Below are 24,180 nucleotides of genomic sequence, written 5' to 3'. Positions count from 1 at the left end.
GAACAGAATGTAGAACCAAAAAATAAAACATTTTCGAGTATCCACATATTAGAAATGATAAACCAAACCTTTGATTTTGTGAATATTCCACTGCATCAATCTGCTTAGCCTGACGGCTATGCCCTCCGGAGGGGCCTCACAAAGTCCCGACTGTATTTGGCCCTAAGGAGCCTGTGATTGTGCCTGTGGAAGCCAGTGGAGGGCTTCTTGATTATGCCTTCCCTGCCGGCTTTAATGTTGACTATATGCCTTTGGCCACTCCCCAAGTTACTATCGGTTCGCTTCTTGGAACCGATCTTACCATTCGTTACATTACCCTTGATCTTGAAGATTTGGGAGATCTTGATCTTTTTGGATGGGGCTTACGACACAGCCTCAATCAGTATCTCACCTTTTTGCCCGTAGATGTGGCTATAGGCTATTACAATCAGTCTTTTAAAATAGGTGATTATATGGATGCCAGCGCCGTTCTGATCAGTTTGCAGGGGAGCTACTCTGTTCCGGTCATTACTTTTTATGGTGGTCTGGGCATCGAAAGCAGCAACATTGATGTGCAATATACCTATTCCAGGGAAGGGGAGGTGGCAGATGAAACCATTAAATTTGAAATGGAAGGTGCCAACAGCCTTCGCTTTACCATCGGACTCACCTTAAATCTGGGTCCAGTCAAAATCAATGGCGATTACAACATTGCCAAACAAAATACTTTATCGGCCGGTATAGGCATCGGCATTAATCAAAAATGAAACTAAGTCATGATTAAGAAATTAATATCAATTTTGATGATACTTCTTCTCGCTGTAAGTTGCGATGAAGAAGTTACCCTGGTGGCTTCATTTGAAGAGAGTGGTTCTGTGCCGGTACAGGCAGACGATTTTTTTGAGATGATAACCATTCCGGGAGCATCGGTTCAGGCTGCTATTAATGATGCCATGGACGAGGATGGACAAATAGAAATGGTGGTTCTTGAAGGTTTGTTGCTAAATGTGTCTGCCCGTTCAGAGAATACAGCTTCTTCTTTGGAGATAAATATTGATATTCTTTCCTGGGATACCAATAATTATTTGCCCATCCTTGATGAATTTGAAGTGGATGTGCCGGATGAAAATGTTCCGGTTTTAACCAATCTTCAGGCAACAGGTGTCAGTGCGCTTAAGTCTCAGCTCAATCAGCTGGCCACCGGCAGTTCATCAAGAGATATTGAATTTACAATTGATGGTACTGTTTCTCCGTCTGGGGCTACAGTTCGTGCTAACGTTGAGATATGGGTTGAGGGAAGCGTTGTATATGTCCAGCTGACCGATTAGTGTTTTCCATAATGGGGATGTCCGAAAAGTCAGGAGCTTAGAGTTTTTTATGCTGAACGAAGCGAAGAACCTGTTTGTCACTAATCTGAACCATGACAGTATGCCCGGGTTAACCTTTACAGTGCCTTTTTGGACACCCTCACAGACTTTATTCCTTTTTTCCAATGCCTGGTATGGTGAAAATTGTGTCCCCTGATTTGAGTATAATTTGGAATTTTGCTTCTTTGGCTAAACCAACTATTCTGTGGTTTTGTTTTAATTTGTAAACTACCGAAAATGAAAAACTACTTGATAGTTGGAGGGTCTTCAGGAATTGGAAAAAAGCTTGTTGAACTGCTCGCTGAGAATGGACATAATGTCTATGCCACTTTCAATGAAAAGCCACAGGAAGATTCAGACAATGTGCACTTTTCGCAAATGAATATTCTTGGTGAAGATGTTCCTGATGTCGAATTTTTACCAGAAAGCCTGGATGGAATGGTGTATTGTCCGGGAAGCATTAATCTTAAACCTTTTCACCGAATCAAAGAACAAGAGTTTCTGGACGATTACCGGTTGCAGGTTATCGGGGCTGTTAAGATAATTCAGGCTGCCCTGCCGCGTTTAAAGAAAAGCGGACATGCCTCAGTTGTCTTGTTTTCAACTGTAGCTGTACAAAGTGGGTTTAATTTCCACTCCATAGTCTCCTCCTCTAAGGGAGCTGTTGAAGGTCTTACCCGTGCTCTTGCTGCCGAGCTGGCCCCATCGGTGCGGGTAAATGCTGTTGCTCCTTCTTTAACAGACACACCTTTGGCTGGTCGTCTTCTGAGTAATGACGGGAAAAAAGCTGCACTTGGAGAGAAGAACCCCATGAAAAGGGTTGGAGAACCTGCAGATATTGCTCATGCTGTTAAGTTTCTTTTAGGTGAAGAGTCTTCCTGGGTAACAGGGCAAATTCTTCATGTTGATGGCGGTGCATCTTCTTTGACGATGTAACACGTAAGATCATTTCCATGGAACCTTCTTTAATAATAATTCTCCGGAATTTAATTACCTGATCTTTGCTTATCAGTCAATTATTCTTTTCTGCTTTCTGCCGCTCAAACTTTGGCCTGTTGATTACTTAAATCTATCCTGAAGTTTTGGTCTCCCCCGATCAATTATTTCAGAAGACTTTAGAGTGACTATTCGCTTGCTTTCGCCTTTTTTCACAGTGTCCTCTGCGGTCAAATTCCAGTTCGGTGTCTCCGGGAAATGCACTGACTTTGGTAAAGAGAATATTAGGGTTAAATTTGCAGACATGCGGAAATGGTTTTCTTTTTCACCGGGCTATCAATCCGGCAGGTTTGAGCAGAAGCTTTACCAGATGGTAAATGATTTTAGGCATGCTGTGGTACTGACTGACCAGTATCCTTTTTACTCCGGCCATGCTCATCAGTATCATGAATTTAGCGTATTAGCCGGGTTTGGAGCACTGAAGGTTTGGGACGAGGATATCAACCAGCTCGAATCGGAAGCTTACAGACTTAACGACTGGCTGTTGGGCTATTTGTCGTATGATCTTAAAAATGAGTTTGAGCCCGGATTATCATCTTCCAATTCTGATTTCACCGGGTTTCAAAATTTCGGTTTTTTCCAGCCACGCTTCATGGTCCGGAGAACAGGTGATAACTGGCATTTGGGGTATGAGTCTGATTGTGATACACAGCAGGATGCACTTAGTTTTATTGATAAAATCCGTGATTACACTGTTCATGAAAACTATGACCTGCCATCGATTACTTTTCAGTCCAGCGTATCAAGGGAAGAATACCTTCAGACCGTTGAGAAATTGAAACATCACATTCGCAAAGGCGATATTTACGAAATAAATTACTGCATAGATTTCTTTTGCGACAGAGTAGCCGTTGATCCGGCGCGTGTTTTCGGTGAGTTGATGAAGATTGCGCCAATGCCGTTCTCAACTCTTTTGCGTCACAATGAGGCCTTTCTGATGAGTGCTTCTCCTGAGCGCTATTTGCGAAAGCGTGGAGCAAGGGTGCTTTCCCAGCCTATGAAGGGCACTGCCAAAAGAAATCCCTCCAAATCTGAGGACTATCAGGTGATGAAACAACTTGCCGAGTCAGATAAAGAAAGAGCAGAAAACATCATGATTGCAGATCTGGTGCGCAACGATTTGTCTCGTGTTGCCGCCAGAGGAACGGTTCATGTAGATGATTTATGCAGTGTTTTTCCTTTTCCCGGGGTATACCAGATGATTTCTACTGTATCGGCTCAAATGCATACAGATGCTCATTGGCTCGATCCCATAAGGTACAGTTTCCCTATGGGATCGATGACAGGTGCTCCAAAGATCAGTGCGATGGAGCTGGTCGACAGGTACGAGAAATCGGCCCGCGGACTTTATTCCGGCGCTGTGGGGTATATTACTCCCGAACTGGATTTCGATTTCAACGTGGTGATTCGCAGTTTTCTTTACAATCAGGCATCGCAGTATTTGAGCTACTCAGTGGGCAGTGCCATTACGGATGTTTGCAATGCATCGCTTGAGTATGAAGAGTGCCTGCTGAAAGCTGAAAACCTCAGGAATGTCTTTAATAAAACAACACAGTATGGTTCTTTCGCGGGTTAAAGAGGCGCTTGAAAATCTGGGTGTAAAACCTGAAGATCGCATTTTAGTAGCTTTAAGTGGTGGCGCTGACTCCATGACCTTATTATTCCTACTGAATGAACTTGGGCATTTTTGTCAGGCTGCTCATTGTAATTTTCACTTACGTGATAAAGAATCCAATCAGGATGAGCGGTTTGTTTTTGACTACTGTTTAGGCAGGGACATTCCCATCCATGTTAAGCATTTTGATACGCAGGAAGAAGCCAGAAAAAGAGGGATTTCAATTGAAATGGCCGCCCGTGATCTGAGGTATAAATGGTTTTGGGAACTGGTTGATAAAGAAGGCTTTCAATGGTTGATGACCGGGCATCACGGGGATGATATGATAGAAACATTTTTTCTGAATCTGGCACGGGGAACTGGATTGAGGGGCTTAAAAGGGATGAGACCCAAAAACGGAAAGCTGATTCGTCCCCTTTTATCTCTGCAACGAGAGGAGATTGAGCAATTTTGCCATGAGAACGGAATCCCGTATAGAACCGACTCAAGCAACAGTGATGTTATTTTCCAACGCAATAATATCCGCCACAATGTTTTGCCGGTAATGAACATGCTGAATCCCTCATTTTTCAATACCATGCTTCATAATTTCCATAATCTGGATGAGGCATGGCAGATCTTTGAAAAGGAAGTTTCCGAAGTCCGGAAAAATGTGGTTGCTGAGGAGGATAATCAAATGCTTGTTCCGTTAAGACTTATTCGTGAGCATCCGCAAAAAAGGACCATGCTCTTTGAAATCCTGCATCCTTATGGGTTTAACAGTAAAACCATCGATGAGGTAATTGATAGTCTGGGAGGCACTCCCGGAAAACAATTTTTTTCACAAACGCACCGCCTGGTGCGCGATCGGTATAATCTTATATTGGTGCCACGCGATGAAGCTGATCATCGTTTCTATTACATTCAGGGGGATGATGAAAATATTGAGGATCCTTTTCCTATGTCGCTCCGGATTTTTGAAAAAAATGATGATTTTACTTTTAGCCGTGAATCTGAATGTGTCCACCTGGATGCCGATTTAATAGAGTTTCCGCTTCATTTGCGTCACTGGCAAGATGGCGATCATTTCAGGCCTTTGGGCATGGAGCAATTTAAAAAGCTGAGCGATTTCTTTGTTGATCAGAAGTTTTCGCTGGTCGGGAAAGAGAAAACCTGGCTGCTGATTTCCGGTGAAGATATCATCTGGGTCGTAGGTCATCGCATTGATGACCGGTTTAAAGTCAGTAAAACAACGAGGAGGATATTGGAGTTGAAGGTAAAACCCTGAATTGTGCGGTTATATGATTTGAGAAAATCTTCTCAGATCCTTCAGATGGTTTTCGATTATATCAATTACTACTTCTATGTTTAACGAGTTATAGTCATGGACAGCTATATTTCTGAAACCTGCCATTGCTTGCATCCGCTAACTTAATTCTAATGATATTAAGTTGTCTTTTTTCAAGTATCTGAAATGTTGATCTATTGCTTTGCGGGAGGCTAGGCTTTTTTTTCGTACAATTCTGGTTCCCATGTCTATTGTGGCCCGACACGCTCTTTCAATATTTAAAATTACAGCATCCTGCTTGGTGATTATATGTTTTTTCTCCTCACTAAGCATGGGCAACAGCTTTATACAAAAACAGGGAGAATAAAGTATATGTCAATACTATCAATAGATCGTTAGACTTTTAGATATAAGATTTAAGATAAATCATATAATTCTGATAATCTGGGCTTTAAAACGAAAGCTCATTCACTCGCAAGAGTTTGAACTTTAGACTTTTATAAAAGTTTAACGGAGTATTGTACTATTGAATTTTTTGTTAATAAATACCACCTCCGATAACCAAATCATTCTGATAAAAAACAATACTTTGGCCCGGAGTAATGGCCCAGGCCGGAACATCAAAAATGACATTAAGTCCACCTTCTATATGGGTTATCCGGCCGGGTATAGGGGGAACTTTATCCAGTCCGCGGATTCTTATATGAACTTCTTCAGCCTCATTTTCATACAGCGATTCAGAAAGATAGAAGGATTTTAAAGTTAATTGACTTGTTTCAAGATTGGCTGTTTTTGAAACGACCACCCGGTTGTTTTCTGAGTCAAGATCAATTACTCTGTAGCTTTTGTCTTCAAGGTTTAGCCCTCTTTTCTGGCCTATTGTGAAAAAGGGAATGCCTTGATGTTTGCCAATCACTTTTCCTGATTCGTTAACAATTTCACCTTCTTGAATGTCAATCTCGCGGTCATCATGTTTTTTTTGCAGAAAATCCCGGTAGTTGAGATTGTCCAGGAAACATACGCCCATGCTTTCCTTTTGGTCTGCCACATTCTCAAGTCCGTTTGATAGTGCCAGTTCCCTGACTTCTTCTTTGGTCAGTTTGCCAAGTGGAAAGATGGCCCTGTTGAGAATGTCCTGATTGAGATTCCAAAGAAAATATGATTGGTCTTTAGATGGATCTACTCCCTTTTTTATGTACCATTTATTGTTTGTTTTTACTTTTTGCACATAATGCCCGGTGGCAATATACCGGCAATCAAAAGCATCGGCCATCTCCATTAACCGGGGCCATTTTATCATCGGGTTACACCGGTTGCAGGGATTTGGGGTGCGTCCTCTGAGGTATTCGTCGCAAAAATAATCAACTACATTCTTTTTGAAAGTGCTGCTGATATCAAAAATGCTGTGATCGATACCTAATTTATGGGCCAGTTGTTCTGCTTTTATGAGGTCTTTTTCCTGCTTTTCAGAATTTACGTGCCAGGTTTTGAGAGTAACTCCATGAACCTCGTAGCCCTGCTTATGCAAAAGGAGGGCTGACATTGTACTGTCCAGCCCTCCACTCATGCCTAATAATACTCGTTTGTTTTCCGGCTTTTGATCAACCATATTTATTCATTGATATTTTCTCTCACCTTCTTCAGAAAAGCCTGCAACCCTTCAGTATCTTTCTTCTCTATCAATTCAAGAAGACCTTTAAGTTCCTGACGAATTTTTTCTACCTGTCCCACAGTGAAGGGGTTCATGAGAATCTCGGTCAGCAGGTAATCATCTTCTGAAAGCAGTCCCTTAGCTATTTCATGATGCTTCCTGAAAGTGGTTCCGGGTGCATCTTGCTTTTTCATACAGGCGGCAAAGACCAGAGTCGATGAAAAAGGAACAGAAAGCGAATAAGCAATGGTTTGGTCATGCTCTTCGAAGCTGTATTCATGAATGTTTAGACCCAGAGAACCAAAAAAATCCTTGAAAAAGGTTTTCCCCATGTGGTCTGATTCACTGATGATAATGGCATGGTGCTGACGCAACTCTTTTAAATTGCCAAAAGTGGGACCAAACATGGGATGGGTGGAGACAAAACGTCGTCCGCTTTTTGCATAATACTCTTCCAGACCGGTTTTTACCGAAGCTATGTCTGATAAAATACAATCCTTCGGCAGGTAATCCACCACTGAATCAAATGCCGGGATGGTATATTTCAAATTGGCTGCATTGATCAGCAATTCGGGACCAAACGCGGTGATTTCTTCTGGTTTAGTAAGTCGCTGGGTGTTAAAAACGAAGCGCAGGCGTTCCATGTCGGGATCGTAAATGGCTACTTCATGTTGCAAGCAAAGTGCATCGGTTAGCCAAGTGCCCATTTTTCCTGCGCCCAGGATACAAATCTTCATTCCGGTTCTGCTTTATTTTTTGGTTTGTGCTTTGTTCATGATCTGACTTTGGCGACTGATCGATTCCTCGTGGATCGACTCAAAAATACGGGTAATAAATTCCTCATCCAAACCACGGTTAGTACCACGCTGACGACGATTATTCATAATCTCATCGTAACGACGGGTTTGAAGAATGGTAATGTTGTTGTCGAATTTATATTTACCGATTGCTTCCGAAATTGACATACGTTCTTTCAAAAGATCCAGAAGCTGGTCATCCAGTTTGTCAATCTTCTTTCTCAGCTCATCCAGGGTGACACGTGGGGTATCTTCTCCAATTTTGGGTCGACGAAGTACCAGATTGTCCAGCATATCCTTCAAAGCAAGTGGGGTTATCTGTTGTTTGGCATCACTCCATGCTTTGTCGGGACATGTATGCGATTCGATAATCAGCCCGTCAAAGTTAAGGTCGAGCGCTTCCTGAGAGATCTCAGCAAGTAAATCACGTCTTCCTGCAATGTGACTTGGATCTGTAATGATTGGCAATTCAGGAATTCTACGGCGCAGCTCAATAGGAATTTGCCATTGTGGGTGGTTGCGGAACTCAGATTGGTCGTAAGAGCTAAATCCACGGTGAATGGCCGCAATCTGGGTGATTCCGGCACGGTTGATACGTTCGATGGCTCCAATCCACAACTCTAAATCGGGGTTTACAGGGTTTTTAATCAACACGGGAATGTCCATTCCTTTGATGGCATCTGCTACTTCCTGCACCGCAAATGGGTTGGCCGAAGTTCGGGCTCCAATCCATACCAGGTCAATGCCAAATTTAACTGCTTCATAAACGTGGTGAGCTGTAGCTACTTCCACACCCACGAACATGCCGGTTTCTTCTTTTACCCTTTTGAGCCAGGGAAGACCAACGGTTCCTACACCTTCAAAGGCACCCGGACGGGTTCTGGGTTTCCAGATACCGGCTCTGAATATTTTGACACCCTGAGCTGCGAGTTCTTTGGCGGTGGCGAGGGTTTGCTCTTCGGTTTCTGCGCTGCAAGGTCCCGAAATGATGATGGGACGCTTCAATTCTAACCCCGGAAGGGTGATTGGTTGAATGTTTAAATTATGCATGGTTAATTGGTTATAATGTTCTTGATTCTGCTTAGTGACTCCTGTAATTTTTCTTCTGAGGTGCAAAGTGAGATGCGGATGTATTTTTCACCCTGACTTCCAAAAATAAACCCGGGCGTGATAAATACATTGGCCTCGTAAAGCACTTTGTCGGACAATTCCTTGCTGGTAGGGTATTGATCCGGGATTTTTGCCCAGATAAACATGCCCACCTGATCGTCTTTCCAGGTGCAGCCAAGGGTGTCCATTATTTCTAATACCAGCTTTTTTCGCTGTTTGTATACTTTGTTAACTTCTTCGTACCATTCTTTTTCAAGGGACAGGGCTTTCGCGGCAGCTTCCTGCACGGGGCGGAACATGCCTGAATCCATATTACTTTTTATCCTGAGAATATATTTTATGAAGTCAGGATTTGAGGCAGCCATGCCTACACGCCAACCGGCCATGTTGTGTGACTTACTGAGTGAATTGAGTTCCACTGCCACATCTTTTGCCCCGGGGATAGAGAGCAAACTTTGCGGATCCTCATTCATGATGAAACTGTATGGGTTGTCGTTGCAAATTAAGATGTCGTTGCGTTTTGCAAAATCTACCAGTTTCTCGAAAAAGGATTTGCTGGCTTTGGCGCCTGTTGGCATGTTGGGATAATTAACCCACATCAGTTTTACTTTTGAGAGATCTTCTTTCTCCAGGGCATCCAGATCAGGTTGCCAGTTGTTGTCTTCCTGAAGATCGTAAGTGCGTTCCACTGCTTCCACAAGCTGTGTTACAGCCGCATATGTAGGGTATCCCGGATTAGGCACCAAAACTTCATCTCCCGGATTCAGAAATGCCAATGAAATATGCATAATGCCTTCCTTGGATCCCATCAATGGCAGGATCTCTTTATCCGCATCCAGTTCTACATTGTACGATCTAAGATACCAGTCTGCAAAGCCTTTTCGTAAAGCGGGAATGCCAACATATCCCTGATAGCCATGGGTGTCAGGACGTGAAGCTGTTTTATTCAACGTTTCCAATACCTCTGGTGCCGGAGGCTGATCAGGATTGCCAATTCCAAGATTAATAACTGGCTTGCCATCTTCAATCATTTGGGCGATCTCCTTCAACTTTAATGAGAAGTAGTATTCCTTTACCTGGCTGACTCTTTGGGCCGGTGTTATCATAGTTTCTGTATATTTATTAGATATGCAATAAAGCGTTTTGTAATTTCTCTTTTTTAGGAGTGTCCCCATTGGTTGTTTGGGTGGTGGTGCAGGCCTCGTATTCGCCCAGTATTCTCATTTTCTTACATAGGGGCCGAATGGCATCGAGGGACTGAAGATACCGCTCATAATCGTTGTACATCACATCTATATAGAATAAATATTCCCATTCAATTCCCACAACCGGCAGCGATTGAATTTTGGTTAGGTTGATGTTATAGAATGCCAGAATAGTCAGTACCTTTGAGAGGCTGCCTTCCTCGTGTGGTAATGAAAAAACAATAGATGATTTGTTAATTTTGTTTTGTTCCAGCAATTCTGCTTTTTCAATTTTATCATCCTGTCCGATAACCAGAAAGCGGGTGTAGTTGTGCTTATTGGTCTCGATGCCTCTCTCTACAATTTCCAGGTCATAAAGTCGCGCTGCAAGGGAAGATGCAATCGCGCCCATTCCTTTTGCTTGGTTTTCAGCGATGTACTTAGCGCTGTAGGCCGTGTCCTCACTCTCAATCAGCTTTATATGAGGATAATTTTTGAAAAATGCCTCACACTGGGCTATGGCCATAGGGTGGGAGTGAACCTCTTTAATGCCCTCTATGGATTGACCGGGCAGGGCCATGAGGTGGTGTTTGATTCTTAGTTTGTGCTCTCCATGAATAAAGAAACCGGATTCTCTCAACATCGTGTAGTTGGGAAGCAGACTGCCAACCAGGGTGTTCTCAATTGCCATGATTCCCTGTACATCAGGATTATTGTGCATAGCATCAAAAACCTCCTGAAATGTATGACAGGGTACTACCTCAACATTCTTATTCTCGAAATAGGCCCTGGCAGCAATTTCGTGGTTAGCTCCCGGAATACCTTGAATGGCTACTTTTATGGTTTCGCTTTTACTCATAGTTATGATAAAAAAAATCCCGCCTTGTGGGGCGGGATGCATATTTTGAATTTCCTTGTTCGTTTTTAGTTATGCATGAGCCTGCCCCTTCTGGTTGTTGAACCAAAAAAATAAAAGAAAAAAAAGAAGAAAGAATAGGCATGCTGTATCATGATAAAAGTCGTGTTCTTTTTGTTTACTCTGCAAAAGTAGATATTTATTCAGTTTAAAACAATAAAATTGAAGAAAAATAACCCGTTTTACTTATAAAAATTAAGTTTTGAAGTGGTTTAGCCTTCTTTTTCGCTAAGTTCGAGCCATCGCATCTCACATTCATCCACCTCTTCCATTATTTCCCCCAGTCTTGATGATGCTTCCATAAGTTCTTCTCCTTCTAGAGAACCGGAGTTTAATTGTGTTTCTTTTTCAGATTTTTCTGATTCAAGATTTTCAATTCTCTCCTCCAGAGCCTCCATTTCCTTTTTCTCTTTGTAGGTCAACTTGTCGGGCTTTGGCTGTCGGGCCGGCTTTTTCTTTTTGGGCTCCTTGTATTTATTACTGAGCTCTTTTTGGGCTTTATTCTCTTTTTTCTTTTGGGTGTAATAATCTGTGTAGTTGCCCGGGAAATCTTTTATTTTTCCATTTCCCTCAAAAACAAAAAGGTGGTCGGTAACTTTATCCAGAAAATAACGATCGTGAGAAACCACCATTACACAACCATCAAATTGTTGCAGGTAATCTTCCAGTATATTAAGGGTTAATATATCAAGATCGTTGGTCGGTTCATCCAGAATCAGGAAATTGGGGTTCTTTATAAGCACTGTCATCAGATAAAGACGCTTTTTCTCGCCTCCGCTTAATTTTTGAACCAGTACATTATGCATCTCATTTGGAAACATAAAATATCGAAGGAACTGAGACGCCGACATTGACTGGTCTTTACCAAGCTGAATGTGGTCGGCAATATCGGTAATAACATCCAATACCCTTTTGTTTTCATCCAGGTTGAGTCCTTCCTGACGATAATATCCAAAGACTAAAGTCTCTCCGGGTTCGATTTCTCCTGAATCCGGTGCCAGTTTTCCGGTAAGAATATTCAAAAAGGTGGATTTTCCACTTCCGTTTTTACCGATGATTCCCACTTTTTCCCCACGGGCAAATTTGTAAGAAAAATCTTCAATTAGCTTTAGGTTATCGAAACTTTTACTGATGTTGTGGAGGTTGACCACCTTTTTTCCAAGGCGCGAGGACTTGATGTTAATTTCCAGATTCTGTTCTTCCAGATTTTGTCCGGCCGTCTTTTTTAAATCATAAAAGGCATCTATCCGGTATTTGGCTTTGGTGCCCCGCGCCTGCGGCTGGCGATTCATCCAGTCCTGCTCTTTTCTAAGCAGATTGCGAGCTTTTTCAACTTCCTGATTTTTCTGGCTTATGCGCTCGGCTCTTTTTTCCAGATAATAGGTGTAGTTGCCCTTGTACTGATAGAGCATCTCATCGTGAAGTTCAAATATTTCATTGCATACATTATCTAGAAAATACCTGTCGTGAGTGACCATCAGCAACGTCATCCGACTCCGTTTTAGATAATCTTCCAACCATTCTATCATGTCAAGATCCAAATGGTTGGTGGGCTCGTCAAGAATAAAGAAGTCGGGATTGGTAATGAGCACCTTGGCCAAAGCTACTCTTTTTACCTGTCCTCCCGAGAGTTGGCCCATAGGTTGCTCAAACATATCAATTTTTAATTGGGACAGAATTTGCTTGGCTCTTTCTTCAAAATCCCAGGCATTGTATTGGTCCATTTTGGGGAGCAAATGTTGAAGTGCATCGTGATCAGATTCTGCCAACGCTTTTTCGTATTCACGCACCAATAGCGCAGTTTCATTATCAGATTGAAACAACGATTCGAGGACGGTTATTTCCGGATTGAAGTCAGGATTCTGGGCCAAATATCCCATAGTCACGCCTTTTCGCAGTGTTACAGTCCCGGAATCAGCGGGATAGATATCTCCCAGGATATTCAATAAAGTAGTTTTTCCCGTTCCATTGCGGGCTATTAATGCTGCTTTGTCCCCTTCCTCCAGTCCGAAAGTCAGGTCGTTAAATAAGCTTATGTCACCCCAGTGGTGGGTGAGGTTCTCTACCGATAATATATTGGCCATAAATGAAAGCGTGTTTTGCGCAAAGATAACATCAAGAAGTGGTTTAGAAGTAATTCGACGGGTGGTTTTCCTCTAAAAAAAGGGAAGCATCTGAAATGAAGCTTCCCTTTTTTCAATTTATGAATGCAGTCTTAAAATCGTTTCTTATTTCAAGATCCCTTCAATGGATTTAAGTTCTTCATCAGAAAACACCAGGTTATTAAGAGTTTCAAGGTTGTTGCTCAACTGCTTTACACTACTGGCTCCCATGAGGACTGAAGTAACCCTTGAATCTTTCAAAAGCCATGCAATGGCCATTTGAGCGAGGGACTGTCCTCTTTTTGATGCAAGATCATTTAATTTCAGAAGTTTGTCTTTTACTTCCGGAGTTAATGCATCCCGTTTTAAAAAGCCATGTGCCTTTGCCATCCTGGAATCTTCAGGTATATCCTTCAGGTACTTATTGGTTAAAAGCCCCTGAGCAAGTGGTGAGAAAGCGATTGAGCCCACGCCCCTTTTGCCCAGGACATCCAGCAGTCCGTCGTCTTCTACCCATCGGTCAAGCATGCTGTAACGTGGTTGATGAATCAGCATAGGTACTCCCATGTCGCGAAGGATGGTTTCTGCTTTTTGAGTCAACTCAGCCGGGTAATTAGAGATACCTGCATAAAGCGCCTTGCCTTGTTTTACTGCATGTGCCAGTGCGCCCATCGTTTCTTCAAGCGGGGTATCGGGATCGGGGCGGTGAGAGTAAAAAATGTCGACGTATTCAAGTCCCATTCTTTTCAGACTTTGATCCAGACTTGAAAGAAGGTATTTTTTAGACCCCCAGTCTCCGTATGGACCTGGCCACATTAAATAACCGGCTTTTGTGGAGATGATCATCTCATCACGGTAGGGTTTAAAATCAGTGGCCATTATTTTGCCGAAATTTTCTTCAGCACTTCCCGGAACCGGACCATAATTGTTGGCCAGATCGAAGTGTGTGATGCCGTTGTCAAATGCATGATGCAAAATGGCTCTTCCGTTTTCAAAAACATCTACCGAACCGAAGTTGTGCCAAAGTCCCAGTGAAATGGCCGGTAACTTCAGTCCACTCTTTCCGCAACGGCGATAAACCATGTTGTCATATCTTTTTTCGTTGGCTAAATAGTTCATGTTTCCTTATTTTATTGTGTGTAAAAATCCAGTATCTTTTTTATTGAGAATTGACAAACTTTGCAAAATCCTTCTGCCTCATTCGATTTCATTCTGCAGTTAATGGCAGGCCGGTATATGCCTTTGGCCGAATAGCCACCTCCTTCGAATACCCCGGTTGCTTTCCTGTATTTTGAGTTGTCAGGGGTAGGTATGGGGATTGAATCCTCCAAAAGGAATTTCCATTTGGAATCAAAATCAATAAGGGTGGTCAAATTGGGTTGCCATGGTTCTGTTTCCAGACTAAAGAATTCCGAGTAGGCTGTCTCGGAATAATAGTATTCATCTCCCAACCCTGCAAGTCCATGACCTAATTCGTGAACGAATACTTCAGGTGAGGCTTTGTGGCGGGCAGTTGCAATCGAAAAGTGGTTGTAAACGCCTCCTCCACCGTATTTTTTGCTGTTTACCAGTACTATAATGTGATCGTGGGGCAAAGCGGCAGCATAATTGAATACCGACCATGTGTCCAGTGTTTCAAGGTATCGATCAGTTCCAAATGTGTTGAAAGAGCTGTTCATGGCCGTGTTTTTCCAATTGCCTTTTCCTGGATTATCCGTTCCGGAATCCAAAGAAGGAACTGCAAGGGCCCTGATCGTAATTGAAGCTTGTTTCTTTTCGAAGGGCTGGGTATTCAGCAAATACTTCGAAAGCTTATTGGCATCTTTAAAGAAAAGTGCCGAATCCTCTTTTCTGTAACCTTCTGCGATTATCAAAAGGTCTGTATTTTGATGTGGATGATCATTGCCGTGAATTATTTTCGAAGGGAACTTTTGTGGTGAAAGGGTTGTAATTAATTGTTCAGGCGAAAAATCTTCACTTAGCATATCAATGATGGAGCCATTTTTTTTTCGGTGTTGAAATAGGAGTGTTACTTCGGTTTTTGGGAATGGCATTTCGATTGTTTGCTTAAATGCCCTGGATACATCTTTCGCCTCCGAAGTTGATTGCCATTCACCGAAAAGTGTACAGAATCCCTTTAGAAACAAGGTATCCCCAGATGCTTTGTCTGTTACTGTTAGTTTGTAATTTCCATAGTCAAATGTTGGAATATTTTGGGCCGCAGAACCACTGTAACCGGGTATCCTAAACAAATCAGAAATGGTTGCCTGTTGTTTCACATGGTTGCCTGTAAGAACAAAGTCAATTCTGAGGGTCGTGTTTTGATCTATCCCGGGATTGTTGGAGCCCAAACAGGGGGTCATTATTGATGAAAAAAGATATATTAAAAAGAAGTATCTGTGCTTCATTGCGTTTTATCCTTCCTTAAGAATAGGTTTCAATCCTTTGTTTGATTATTTTTGCGGCTAACAAACAAAAATATACAAAAACTTTGTAATTATTCATAGTATGGATGAGATAAGCTCTAAATCTGACTGGTTTTCGGAACAGTTAACTAAATATCTGGAGGTTCTTCATGTTCCCGGGGCCTGGGGGAGTGTTATTGAATTTTTACTTTCAGTATTCATTATATTCTTTTTGTCTTATCTGGTTTTTTTGTTGGCTCGCAGAATTTTTCTGTTTGCCACCGTTAAGATGGTTCGAAAAACCAAATCAAAATTTGATGATTTTCTGGTTCGCAGAAGGGTGTTTCGTAAGCTGGCGTATCTGGCCCCTATTGCAGTTGTCTTTGCATTGTCAAAGTTCTTTTGGGGAAACTATCCTGATGAACTGGCCATCTTTCATGATATTGTTGCGCTCGTTTTGATAGTGGTGATTTTGACCATTTTTAAAGCATTGCTTGGTGCAATTGAAGATATTTACAATACATTTCCTTTTGCTTATGACAGGCCCATAAAAGGTTATCTTCAGGTGATTCATTTGCTGGCAATTATTGTCGGAATCTTGATATCAATATCTATAATTTTTAATGTTAAGGTGACTTCCATTATTGCCGGCATGGGAGCATTGGCAGCTGTGTTGATGTTGGTTTTCAGAGATTCTATTTTAGGTCTGGTGGCTGGAGTTCAGCTATCGGCTAACAGAATGGTGAGGGTAGGGGACTGGATATCCATGCCCGGTCACAATGCGGATGGAACAGTTCTGGAAATTACTCTGAATACGGTGAAGGTCAGGAATTGGGATAAAACCATCTCTACCATTCCAACCTATGCTATGGTTTCCAGTTCTTTTGTGAATTGGCGTGGTATGGAGGAGTCGGGAGGAAGACGGATTGCCCGTGCCGTTTTTATCGATACACACAGCGTTAAATTTTGCACCCCTGAGATGCTGGAGCGTTTTAAGAAGATCCATCATCTTAAAGAATTCATCGAAGAACGCCAGGCTGAGATTGAGGAGTATAACAGATCGCACAACATAGATGAATCTCTTCCTGTAAATGGGAGACGTATGACCAATCTTGGTGTCTTTCGCAAGTATCTTGAAAATTATCTTATCCGCCACCCGAAAATCAATGAAAAAATGACTCTTATTGTGCGGCATCTTGATCCTACGGAGAAAGGCATACCGGTTCAGGTATATGCGTTTTCAAGAGAGCAGGAGTGGGCAAAATACGAAGGTGTTCAGGCCGATATTTTTGACCATATTCTCTCAATTGTTCCTTTGTTTGAGTTACAGATTTTCCAAAGCCCCAGTGGTGAGGATTTAAAACAGCTGGTCCGTCGGTTTTCAGATTGAAACCTTTTTCTGCAACTTCAGGTTTTGGGTGATGCTAAGGGATTAGATTAATTGTTTGTAACGAATAAAATGTTACTATGCCGGACTTGTACTTTTAGTTCATTTTCGGCTTATTGTTTTATGCGCTACCAGGAATGGAGACTGTTGTTAAATGTCTTTTTTACAGATTTGTATCCTTTTTTAGCCGGTTTTAGACATAGTAGTCCGTTATCCCGATGGTTCGGGATTGCAATGAGCTTTGAATTAATTGTTTATATATTAACGGTTTTCTGGGTTAACATTCCGATTATCAATTGGTTGTGATTTATCTTAAATCTAATATCTATCCCGAAGCATCGGGACTAACGATCTATTGAGATAATTCCGGTCGTTAATTCATAAGTAATACTCCTGCGAAATTGTAATCCGTTAAATTAAAAGTTGGCAAATTCCTTATAGTTTTGTTGGATTATTGGGCTAATTATTCTAATTTCGAAGGAAATCATCAAAAAAAGAGCAGAAATTCTTTTAATTTCTAACAATTGTCATTTTTAATATGGAGAGCAATTTACAAATTGATAGTCTCGACAAAAAGATTTTGTCGATGATTACGCATAATGCACGAATCCCGTTTCTGGAAGTTGCCAGAGAATGCAAGGTTTCCGGTGCTGCCATTCATCAGCGCATTCAGAGGTTAATGAATATGGGCGTTATCAAGGGTTCAGAATTCATTATTAATCCAAGCAAGATTGGATATCATACCTGCGCCTTTATGGGGATCTTTCTTAAAAAAGCCAGTTTGTTTGACAAGGTGGTGAAGATGTTGGAAGAGATTCCGGAAGTGGTCGAATGCCACTATACAACCGGTGAATACGCTATGTTTATTAAAATTTTCGCAAAGAGCAATGAACACCTGAAGCGTATTCTTCACGATAAATTGCAGAATATTCCGGGTATCTCATCTACTGAGACCATCATCTCACTGGATGAATCTTTCAAAAGACAATTGCCCATTGAATAATACGAAATTGAATCGCGTTAAAATGAGAAATCTTTTAACGCGATTTTTTTTATCTCAAAATGTGCTGTACAGCCATGAATTGAGGCTCTCCTTTTTTCAGGGTATAATTGATCTGCCCTAAAATGACACCAGCCCAACCAACCTGGTTGATGGCAGCTGTTTTTCCCTTTTTGTTTTGAATTAATTCCGGTTTTTCCATAAACGTGTGAGAATGGCCCCCGATGATTAAATCAATAGATGAGGTTTCTGCTGCCAGTTTCCGGTCTGAGTCTTTACGTTCTGCTGTTGGTGTGAGTCCAAGATGCGACAGGGCAATAACCAGGTTGCATTCCTGTTCTTTTTTCAGAAATAAAGCGGTTTCTTCACCTGTTTTAACCGGATCTAACCATTTCATTCCTTCGTGATTGGCCGGTGATACAAGTCCACTTGGATCAATGCCAATGCCAATAATACCAATCCGATAAGGTCCTTTTTCAATTATTTTCCACGGGGTAGTTTTACCCTCCATAATGGTTCCCTTGAAATCATAATTGGTGCAAATGAAAGGAAAATTAGCGTATTGCAACTGTTGGGCCAGGTGTTCCATTCCATTGTCAAATTCGTGGTTACCAATGGTTGAAGCATCATACTTCATTTGGGACATGAATTCTAATTCGGGTTTTCCTCCAAAGAAATTAAAATAGGGAGTCCCCTGGAAGATATCCCCCGCATCTAAAAGCAAAACATGCTTGTTCTTATTTCTGAGTTTTTCTATTAATGTCGCTCTTCTGGCAAAACCTCCCATGTTAGGAAATTTGGGATGGTTGGCATCAAATGGATCCAGATGGCTGTGAACGTCATTGGTGTGAAGGATAGTGAGAGGATGGTCAGAATAATCCACTCCTTTTAGATTAAAAGGAAAGCTGAGCGCTACTCCTCCTGCCACAAGGGTTTTTATGAATTGTCTTCTGTTGCTTTGCATGGCGATTATTTAAAGCCTGTAAATAATTTCTGTTAACACGGATTATGCAGCAGTAGTTATGAAATAACAAACTATCTGCATTTATTTATGCTTGTTCCGATTCATCGGAAAGTAAACTCCGGCTTAGTTAAATTTAATTCTTTTGTTAGTAGCCGGATCTATTAACTCTCCTTTTTTGGAAAGAGCTCTTATGTGGCTTATTATTAAATCCCTTATTTTTGATGGAAATTCATACTCCTCCACTGCTTGTTGAAAAATTGTGTAATGGTCGCCTCCCGATGCCAGATAATCGGAAGTGGCTACATAGTAAAACTCCTCATTTTCTATAGCCTGACCTCCTGTTTTTGCATTTTTGACTTCACCTTCAGAAAAGGTGAATGAAGCCCCTGCGAGTCCGTCTCCCCCTGATTCTCCCATATGTTGAAATAATTTCCGAACATTCAGCCCTGAGAGCTTCAGAAGAACTAATTGGTTTTCGAAGGGCATTAAGGAAAAAATGTCTTCAACGGTTATTTTGCCCTCTGGAATTGCGGTTCTCAAGCCTCTCACATTAATGACTGTTATTATTGGAAGTGGTTTTTTCCCGGTTGCTTCTATTTCTTTCTTAGCTGCATCAAGCAGCAGATCTGCAACGAAATTAGAAAGTGGCGTCTCCGGCTTATCAGGGAAAAGATCTGATTTTGATTCTCCAATGACCTCATTCATGATGGCTTCTACTGAATCCCGAAGGGGGGCAATTTTAGCTTCAATTTCCGGATTATTGATAATGCTGCTGTCTAAAGGGTGTTGGGAAGATGATTCAAAAGCTGGCTTTTGGGGAGTTTGACAGCTTAACAACCCCAAAACCACAAATAGTAAAATAAAAAGGTGTCTTTGCATTTTTTTGTTTTCAAAACTAACAAAACAGCATTAATTGCAGTTCACCACAAGGTTAAAATTGTTACCAAAAGCAGATTGTTTATCTTTGGCTTGAAATTTCTTTAGGTATATATATTATGCAGATAATTCCGAAAGACATAAGCCCTTCCTGGCAAAATTTTTTTAACGAAAACACCTACAAATTGTTGAGCGATATTGAGAACCGTTTGTCCATGGAAGAGGCTGAGTCTCTAACGCCCCTTCCTGAAAGGATGTTGCGCTTTTTTCAACTCGACCTGCATGCTGCAAAGGTTATTATCATTGGTCAGGATCCTTATCCACAGCAGGGCGTGGCAACCGGGCGCGCGTTTGAAGTGGGACCATTAAAAAGCTGGACTGAAACTTTCAGGAATACCAGTTTGCGAAATATTGTTAGAGCCTTGTACGTGGCTCAGAATGGGAACTTCAAAACATTTAATGAAATTAAAAAGGAATTACTCGATGGCAAATTTAAATTGCTTCCTCCCCATCAACTTTTTAAACACTGGGAAAAACAAGGTGTTCTTTTGCTGAATACTTCTTTTTCTTGCCGGATAGGGAACCCGGGCAGCCACTCTAAGATATGGAAACCTTTCACTGATAGCTTGTTGAGTTATGTTAATAATGCCAATCCTTCGTTGAACTGGTTCCTTTGGGGAAATAAAGCCAAAGAAGCCGTTGATCACATCAACCTGAAGAACAGCATTGAGACCACTCATCCAATGATCTGCCATAAGCGTCCTAACGATTTTCTGTTCGGAGAAAAAAATGTTTTTGCCGAAACCTCCGGGTTAATTGACTGGCTGGGATGACAAATAAAAAACGGCTGTGATTTCGCAGCCGTTTTTATTGTTATTTTATTCTTTCCAGATACTTCTTTCTAACTTCCCTTAGATACTCGAGGCTCATCTCAGGATAATAAATACGAATCATATCCTGAATGCCAAACTTAACATGGAAGTGACCAATAGCAGCATCGAAAAATGGCTTTTCCCAATTGAATTTCACCTTGCGGGTGATGTCTTCGAAATGTTTCCATGTTAATTGTTTTGGGATAAGGAAGTAACCATGGTCTTTTTCGATCATGTCGAAGAATAAGCCTTTTTCCTGCTCATCGAGTATAAAGAATTTTTTTACTCTTATCACAGCAGGTCCTTCCACTTTTCTGTTGGGCCTGCTTTTAAACTGAATACCCTGATCCATATACCCTGCCTGGAGGTCCGATATCTGAGAGAAACTATCCAGATGTCGAACGCGGATGACATGGAACTGACGGTTGTAAATGCTAACAACTCCGGGCGTGGCATTGAATTCAGTTTCAAAGTATTTTTGAATGTTTTGTGTGGCCCTTGTGATTTCTTCCAACGTATAAAGTCTCTTTAAGACGAAATAGATGTAAAGTGGTTTACTGTCAACGGGATGATCGGAATAATAATTGAAAAAACCCGGAAAAGGTTCCGGTGCTTCAAGTACAAATGTGTTGGGCCAGGTCTTATCTTCAAGGGTGCGCAGGGTTTCCTGTTTTAGAAGATTTCCATAATGCTCAATATAGTTTATGTTGCTCATAATAACAAAGGTTTTGTTTTATCAAAAGTTAAGGAAAAAACAGGGAAATTTCAGAAAAAAAATGACTTTTTTCACTGATGCCTCCTGTTAATCCGTTTTTATAAATACCGGATATTCTGCAATAATAGATTTTATTTTTATGGAGCAAATTCTTCCGGTCAGATAATTGAGACTCCTGCCTGAACGTTGTCTTTGGGAATATTCAATTAATGTCGGGTAAAGACCATTTCATTTCCATCCGAAAGATCGTTGTTGAAGTGGTACCCATCAATGTTAAAAGCCTTTAGCTCTTCCGGGTCGGTAAGTTGATTTTGAACGATGAATCTTACCATCATGCCCCGGGCTTTTTTGGCGTAGACACTGATTACTTTGTACCGGCCGTTTTTGTTCTCTTTAAAAACCGGGGTGATGATAGGTTTTGAGATTTTATCAGAAGCAATGGATTTGAAATATTCCTGACTGGCCAGATTGACTAAAGCTTTATGATTTCCTTTATTCAGGTCGTCATTCAGTTGCTCTGTTATTTTGTCGCCCCAAAACTTATACAGGTCTTTCCCTTTTTTGTTTTCAAGTTTGGTTCCCATCTCCAACCTGTAGGGAAGGATAAGATCAAGGGGGCGCAAAAGGCCGTAAAGCCCTGATAAAATGCGTAAGTGTTGCTGTGCCGCATCTGTTTCTTTGCTGTTTAGGGAGTAGGCATCCAGTCCGTTGTAAGCTTCTCCGTTGAAAGCAAAAATGGCCTGGCGTCCTTCTTTTTCCTCATAGGGCCAGTGCCATTGGTGAAAACGCCCGGCATTGAGATCTGCCAGGTTTTGGCTGATGCTCATTAGGCCCATCAGTTGTTTCGGAGAATAGCTTCTTAATTTGTCAACCAGTTCTGCTGCTTCATACGGGAAACGGATTTGTGTGTTCTTTTTTTGGGGTAAATCCGATTTGAAATCAAGCTTTTTGGCCGGGGATAATATTGCTAACATTGGTTGTTTCTTTTTATATTAAAAACTTTGACCTTTGAATAATGAATTAATGTCTGTTCAGAAAGCCCTGTGTGATAATCAAATATTTTGGATTTTCGAAAACAGGACCTTGGGAAAGGCACTAAATTTATTTAAAGAAACATCCCCTTGTGTCAAAAAGTTCATGATCTTTTAACGGCGCTCCAGCAAAACAACATTTTCTACGTGATGGGTGTGTGGAAACATATCCACCGGTTGAATAGCTGTGACTTTATATCGTGCGTCAAGGAGATTGAGGTCCCTGGCTTGAGTTGCTGAATTACAGCTTACATATACAATTTTTCCGGGAGCTGTATTAAGAATGGTTTGTACCACATCCTCATGCATTCCGGCTCTTGGGGGATCGGTAATAATGACATCCGGAAAACCTTCTTTTTGAAAAAGGTCGTGCTTCAGGAGGTCTTTCATATCCCCGGCGAAAAATTTTGTATTGTTTATACTGTTCATTTTCGAATTTAGATGGGCATCTTCAATGGCCTCAGGAACATATTCAATACCCACCACTTTTTTCGCTTGCTTAGCTACAAAATTGGCGATGGTACCGGTGCCTGTATAAAGATCGTAGACCACTTCGTTGCCGGTTAATCCGGCAAAATCTCTTGCTACTTTATAAAGCGTATATGCCTGTTTGGAGTTGGTCTGATAGAAAGATTTCGGGCCGATCTTAAATTTCAGACCTTCCATCTCTTCAAAAATATGATCGCGCCCATTTTGAAGGATTACTTCCTGGTCGGTGATGGTGTCGTTCGCTTTTTCGTTGATGACATACATCCATGAAGTAATTTCGGGGAATTTTTCTTCCAAATGCTCGAAAAGGAGCTTGCGTTTCTCCTCATCTTCATGAAAGAAAACAACTATAACCATGGTTTCACCTGTTGAACTGGTACGTATAACCAAGGTTCTAAGAAAGCCTTCCTGAGCTCTGAGGTCGAAAAAAGGCCATTGGTTTTTCAACGCAAAATTGCGAATGGCCATTCTTATTTCGTTGGATGGTTGACGCTGAAGATGGCATTCCTTAATATCTATGACTTTGTCGAACATACCGGGAATATGAAATCCAACCCCGTTTTTGTTTTCAATAATCTCATCAGATTCCATCTCCTCTATGGAAAGCCAACGTTTATTGGAAAATGTAAATTCCAATTTATTTCGATAAAAACGTTCGTCCGGTGAAGGAAGGATCGGACTGATGTCCGGTAATTCTACTTTTCCGATTCTCTGAAGATTACTTAAAACTTCCCGTTCCTTGAATTTAACCTGTTCACTGTAAGGAATATGTTGCCATTTGCATCCGCCACAAGTCCCGAAGTGATCGCAAAACGGTTCACTTCTCATTTCGGAGAGATGGTGAAACCGTACGGGCCTTCCTTCGTAATATTTTTTTCTCTTTTTGGTTACCTGAACATCTACTATGTCTCCGGGAGCTGCCAATGGAACAAATACAACTGTCTCATTGACTTTTCCCAGGGCTTTTCCCTCGGCTGCTACATCGCTTATCACCACTCTCTCGAGCAAAGGCTTCTTTTTTCTTGAACGTCCCACTGGATATATTTTCTGGTTTTCGCGCGCAAAGATATGTGAAACAGCTTACATTCACTAATCTTTTTGTATCTCTTAAATTGTTACCTTTGCTGAGAAATTGTTTAAGTTTTATCCTTTGGGATGTTTTCTGGTCTTGAGCTCTTATACTTCGTCAAAATTTCCTTAATATAGCGTTGCTATTCGTGTCAATTTTGATTTGTCTAAGAATTCAATTCTTCAAAAACATCTTCCAAAAACAAAATTTAAACAGTTTCTGAGATTTTTATTTAAGTTTTGCAAGCCGGGAAGTTGCTTTCGCACAAATTAATCTTCATCAGAATGTTGTTCTCTAATACTCCGGAATAAGTTGGTTTCGGAATCCTTTCTTTGAGATGCCCGGATTGTTAAAGAGTTTGATAATTAGAACAGAAAAATATAATAGT

The 24,180-nt window shown here is 41.3% G+C and carries 21 protein-coding genes and 1 pseudogene; 8 read left to right on the top strand and 14 right to left on the bottom strand.

Annotated features, from left to right (window positions below; translation table 11 throughout):
• Positions 1-149: 149 nt before the first annotated feature.
• The 5 genes and pseudogenes from DDZ16_RS17470 to tilS form a co-directional block, all read left to right on the top strand.
• Positions 150-746, top strand: a pseudogene (locus tag DDZ16_RS17470) (DUF6588 family protein); the annotation flags it as partial.
• A 9-nt stretch (positions 747-755) separates the two neighbouring features.
• Positions 756-1,307 carry a hypothetical protein gene (locus tag DDZ16_RS17465; RefSeq protein ID WP_109265778.1) on the top strand — a complete coding sequence of 184 codons (552 nt, stop codon included), beginning with the start codon at positions 756-758 and terminating at the stop codon, positions 1,305-1,307.
• A 276-nt stretch (positions 1,308-1,583) separates the two neighbouring features.
• Positions 1,584-2,282, top strand: coding sequence for an SDR family NAD(P)-dependent oxidoreductase (locus DDZ16_RS17460; RefSeq protein WP_109265777.1), 699 nt, complete (start codon positions 1,584-1,586; stop codon positions 2,280-2,282).
• Between the two features lie 304 nt (positions 2,283-2,586).
• Positions 2,587-3,918, top strand: coding sequence for a chorismate-binding protein (locus DDZ16_RS17450; protein WP_109265775.1), 1,332 nt, complete (start codon positions 2,587-2,589; stop codon positions 3,916-3,918).
• Positions 3,875-5,224 (top strand): tRNA lysidine(34) synthetase TilS, encoded by a 1,350-nt coding sequence (gene tilS, locus DDZ16_RS17445; RefSeq protein WP_232526804.1) that lies wholly within the window; start codon positions 3,875-3,877, stop codon positions 5,222-5,224. The genes DDZ16_RS17450 and tilS overlap by 44 nt, the downstream gene beginning before the upstream one ends.
• A gap of 9 nt (positions 5,225-5,233) precedes the next feature.
• On the opposite strand, the gene DDZ16_RS21150 is transcribed toward tilS, so the two are convergent.
• The 9 genes from DDZ16_RS21150 to DDZ16_RS17395 all read right to left on the bottom strand — a co-directional run bounded on the left by DDZ16_RS21150 (position 5,234) and on the right by DDZ16_RS17395 (position 15,392).
• A complete protein-coding gene (locus tag DDZ16_RS21150) occupies positions 5,234-5,350 on the bottom strand; it encodes a HepT-like ribonuclease domain-containing protein (protein WP_394340328.1) in 117 nt (38 codons plus the stop codon).
• 412 nt (positions 5,351-5,762) lie between these two features.
• Positions 5,763-6,833 (bottom strand): tRNA 2-thiouridine(34) synthase MnmA, encoded by a 1,071-nt coding sequence (gene mnmA / locus DDZ16_RS17430; protein ID WP_109265771.1) that lies wholly within the window; start codon positions 6,831-6,833, stop codon positions 5,763-5,765.
• A gap of 2 nt (positions 6,834-6,835) precedes the next feature.
• Positions 6,836-7,612 (bottom strand): prephenate dehydrogenase/arogenate dehydrogenase family protein, encoded by a 777-nt coding sequence (locus DDZ16_RS17425; RefSeq protein ID WP_109265770.1) that lies wholly within the window; start codon positions 7,610-7,612, stop codon positions 6,836-6,838.
• A gap of 12 nt (positions 7,613-7,624) precedes the next feature.
• Positions 7,625-8,722 carry a bifunctional 3-deoxy-7-phosphoheptulonate synthase/chorismate mutase type II gene (locus tag DDZ16_RS17420; protein ID WP_109265769.1) on the bottom strand — a complete coding sequence of 366 codons (1,098 nt, stop codon included), beginning with the start codon at positions 8,720-8,722 and terminating at the stop codon, positions 7,625-7,627.
• Positions 8,723-8,724: 2 nt separating this feature from the next.
• Positions 8,725-9,888, bottom strand: coding sequence for a pyridoxal phosphate-dependent aminotransferase (locus DDZ16_RS17415; RefSeq protein WP_109265768.1), 1,164 nt, complete (start codon positions 9,886-9,888; stop codon positions 8,725-8,727).
• Positions 9,889-9,904: 16 nt separating this feature from the next.
• On the bottom strand, positions 9,905-10,825 hold the full coding sequence (locus tag DDZ16_RS17410) for a prephenate dehydratase (protein ID WP_109265782.1): 921 nt from the start codon (positions 10,823-10,825) through the stop codon (positions 9,905-9,907).
• A 269-nt stretch (positions 10,826-11,094) separates the two neighbouring features.
• Complete coding sequence (locus DDZ16_RS17405; RefSeq protein WP_109265767.1) at positions 11,095-12,966, bottom strand: ABC-F family ATP-binding cassette domain-containing protein; 1,872 nt, start codon at positions 12,964-12,966, stop codon at positions 11,095-11,097.
• A gap of 144 nt (positions 12,967-13,110) precedes the next feature.
• Positions 13,111-14,103 (bottom strand): L-glyceraldehyde 3-phosphate reductase, encoded by a 993-nt coding sequence (gene mgrA / locus DDZ16_RS17400; protein ID WP_109265766.1) that lies wholly within the window; start codon positions 14,101-14,103, stop codon positions 13,111-13,113.
• An 11-nt stretch (positions 14,104-14,114) separates the two neighbouring features.
• Entirely contained in the window at positions 14,115-15,392 is a 1,278-nt protein-coding gene (locus DDZ16_RS17395) for a M64 family metallopeptidase (protein ID WP_109265765.1), read from the bottom strand.
• Between the two features lie 100 nt (positions 15,393-15,492).
• Between DDZ16_RS17395 and DDZ16_RS17390 the strand changes: the two genes are divergently transcribed.
• A complete protein-coding gene (locus tag DDZ16_RS17390; RefSeq protein WP_109265764.1) occupies positions 15,493-16,779 on the top strand; it encodes a mechanosensitive ion channel family protein in 1,287 nt (428 codons plus the stop codon).
• 535 nt (positions 16,780-17,314) lie between these two features.
• Positions 17,315-17,779 carry an Lrp/AsnC ligand binding domain-containing protein gene (locus DDZ16_RS17385; RefSeq protein WP_109265763.1) on the top strand — a complete coding sequence of 155 codons (465 nt, stop codon included), beginning with the start codon at positions 17,315-17,317 and terminating at the stop codon, positions 17,777-17,779.
• Between the two features lie 49 nt (positions 17,780-17,828).
• Here the strand turns inward: DDZ16_RS17385 and DDZ16_RS17380 are convergent, their stop codons facing one another.
• Positions 17,829-18,740 (bottom strand): bifunctional metallophosphatase/5'-nucleotidase, encoded by a 912-nt coding sequence (locus DDZ16_RS17380; protein WP_109265762.1) that lies wholly within the window; start codon positions 18,738-18,740, stop codon positions 17,829-17,831.
• Positions 18,741-18,863: 123 nt separating this feature from the next.
• Positions 18,864-19,619, bottom strand: a complete 756-nt coding sequence (locus DDZ16_RS17375; RefSeq protein WP_109265761.1) for a 5'-nucleotidase C-terminal domain-containing protein — start codon at positions 19,617-19,619, stop codon at positions 18,864-18,866.
• 116 nt (positions 19,620-19,735) lie between these two features.
• Between DDZ16_RS17375 and DDZ16_RS17370 the strand changes: the two genes are divergently transcribed.
• Positions 19,736-20,449 carry a uracil-DNA glycosylase gene (locus tag DDZ16_RS17370; RefSeq protein WP_109265760.1) on the top strand — a complete coding sequence of 238 codons (714 nt, stop codon included), beginning with the start codon at positions 19,736-19,738 and terminating at the stop codon, positions 20,447-20,449.
• 40 nt (positions 20,450-20,489) lie between these two features.
• On the opposite strand, the gene DDZ16_RS17365 is transcribed toward DDZ16_RS17370, so the two are convergent.
• The 3 genes from DDZ16_RS17365 to rlmD form a co-directional block, all read right to left on the bottom strand.
• Positions 20,490-21,203 carry a hypothetical protein gene (locus DDZ16_RS17365; protein ID WP_109265759.1) on the bottom strand — a complete coding sequence of 238 codons (714 nt, stop codon included), beginning with the start codon at positions 21,201-21,203 and terminating at the stop codon, positions 20,490-20,492.
• A 206-nt stretch (positions 21,204-21,409) separates the two neighbouring features.
• Positions 21,410-22,177, bottom strand: a complete 768-nt coding sequence (gene yaaA, locus DDZ16_RS17360; RefSeq protein ID WP_109265758.1) for a peroxide stress protein YaaA — start codon at positions 22,175-22,177, stop codon at positions 21,410-21,412.
• A gap of 171 nt (positions 22,178-22,348) precedes the next feature.
• Positions 22,349-23,758, bottom strand: a complete 1,410-nt coding sequence (rlmD, locus tag DDZ16_RS17355; RefSeq protein WP_109265757.1) for a 23S rRNA (uracil(1939)-C(5))-methyltransferase RlmD — start codon at positions 23,756-23,758, stop codon at positions 22,349-22,351.
• Positions 23,759-24,180 lie beyond the last annotated feature (422 nt).

The sequence above is a fragment of the Marinilabilia rubra genome (genome assembly GCF_003121985.1).
In the GTDB taxonomy this organism is placed as follows: Bacteria; Bacteroidota; Bacteroidia; order Bacteroidales; family Marinilabiliaceae; genus Marinilabilia; species Marinilabilia rubra.
This window is presented reverse-complemented; position numbering and strand designations above follow the sequence as displayed.

Bases quoted from the DNA above. Each gene is read 5' to 3' on its own strand.
- DDZ16_RS17465 (WP_109265778.1), top strand. From the start codon at position 756: ATGATTAAGAAATTAATATCAATTTTGATGATACTTCTTCTCGCTGTA.
- DDZ16_RS17460 (WP_109265777.1), top strand. From the start codon at position 1,584: ATGAAAAACTACTTGATAGTTGGAGGGTCTTCAGGAATTGGAAAAAAG.
- DDZ16_RS17450 (WP_109265775.1), top strand. From the start codon at position 2,587: ATGCGGAAATGGTTTTCTTTTTCACCGGGCTATCAATCCGGCAGGTTT.
- tilS (WP_232526804.1), top strand. From the start codon at position 3,875: ATGTCTTTAATAAAACAACACAGTATGGTTCTTTCGCGGGTTAAAGAG.
- DDZ16_RS21150 (WP_394340328.1), bottom strand. From the start codon at position 5,350: ATGGCAGGTTTCAGAAATATAGCTGTCCATGACTATAACTCGTTAAAC.
- mnmA (WP_109265771.1), bottom strand. From the start codon at position 6,833: ATGGTTGATCAAAAGCCGGAAAACAAACGAGTATTATTAGGCATGAGT.
- DDZ16_RS17425 (WP_109265770.1), bottom strand. From the start codon at position 7,612: ATGAAGATTTGTATCCTGGGCGCAGGAAAAATGGGCACTTGGCTAACC.
- DDZ16_RS17420 (WP_109265769.1), bottom strand. From the start codon at position 8,722: ATGCATAATTTAAACATTCAACCAATCACCCTTCCGGGGTTAGAATTG.
- DDZ16_RS17415 (WP_109265768.1), bottom strand. From the start codon at position 9,888: ATGATAACACCGGCCCAAAGAGTCAGCCAGGTAAAGGAATACTACTTC.
- DDZ16_RS17410 (WP_109265782.1), bottom strand. From the start codon at position 10,825: ATGAGTAAAAGCGAAACCATAAAAGTAGCCATTCAAGGTATTCCGGGA.
- DDZ16_RS17405 (WP_109265767.1), bottom strand. From the start codon at position 12,966: ATGGCCAATATATTATCGGTAGAGAACCTCACCCACCACTGGGGTGAC.
- mgrA (WP_109265766.1), bottom strand. From the start codon at position 14,103: ATGAACTATTTAGCCAACGAAAAAAGATATGACAACATGGTTTATCGC.
- DDZ16_RS17395 (WP_109265765.1), bottom strand. From the start codon at position 15,392: ATGAAGCACAGATACTTCTTTTTAATATATCTTTTTTCATCAATAATG.
- DDZ16_RS17390 (WP_109265764.1), top strand. From the start codon at position 15,493: ATGGATGAGATAAGCTCTAAATCTGACTGGTTTTCGGAACAGTTAACT.
- DDZ16_RS17385 (WP_109265763.1), top strand. From the start codon at position 17,315: ATGGAGAGCAATTTACAAATTGATAGTCTCGACAAAAAGATTTTGTCG.
- DDZ16_RS17380 (WP_109265762.1), bottom strand. From the start codon at position 18,740: ATGCAAAGCAACAGAAGACAATTCATAAAAACCCTTGTGGCAGGAGGA.
- DDZ16_RS17375 (WP_109265761.1), bottom strand. From the start codon at position 19,619: ATGCAAAGACACCTTTTTATTTTACTATTTGTGGTTTTGGGGTTGTTA.
- DDZ16_RS17370 (WP_109265760.1), top strand. From the start codon at position 19,736: ATGCAGATAATTCCGAAAGACATAAGCCCTTCCTGGCAAAATTTTTTT.
- DDZ16_RS17365 (WP_109265759.1), bottom strand. From the start codon at position 21,203: ATGAGCAACATAAACTATATTGAGCATTATGGAAATCTTCTAAAACAG.
- yaaA (WP_109265758.1), bottom strand. From the start codon at position 22,177: ATGTTAGCAATATTATCCCCGGCCAAAAAGCTTGATTTCAAATCGGAT.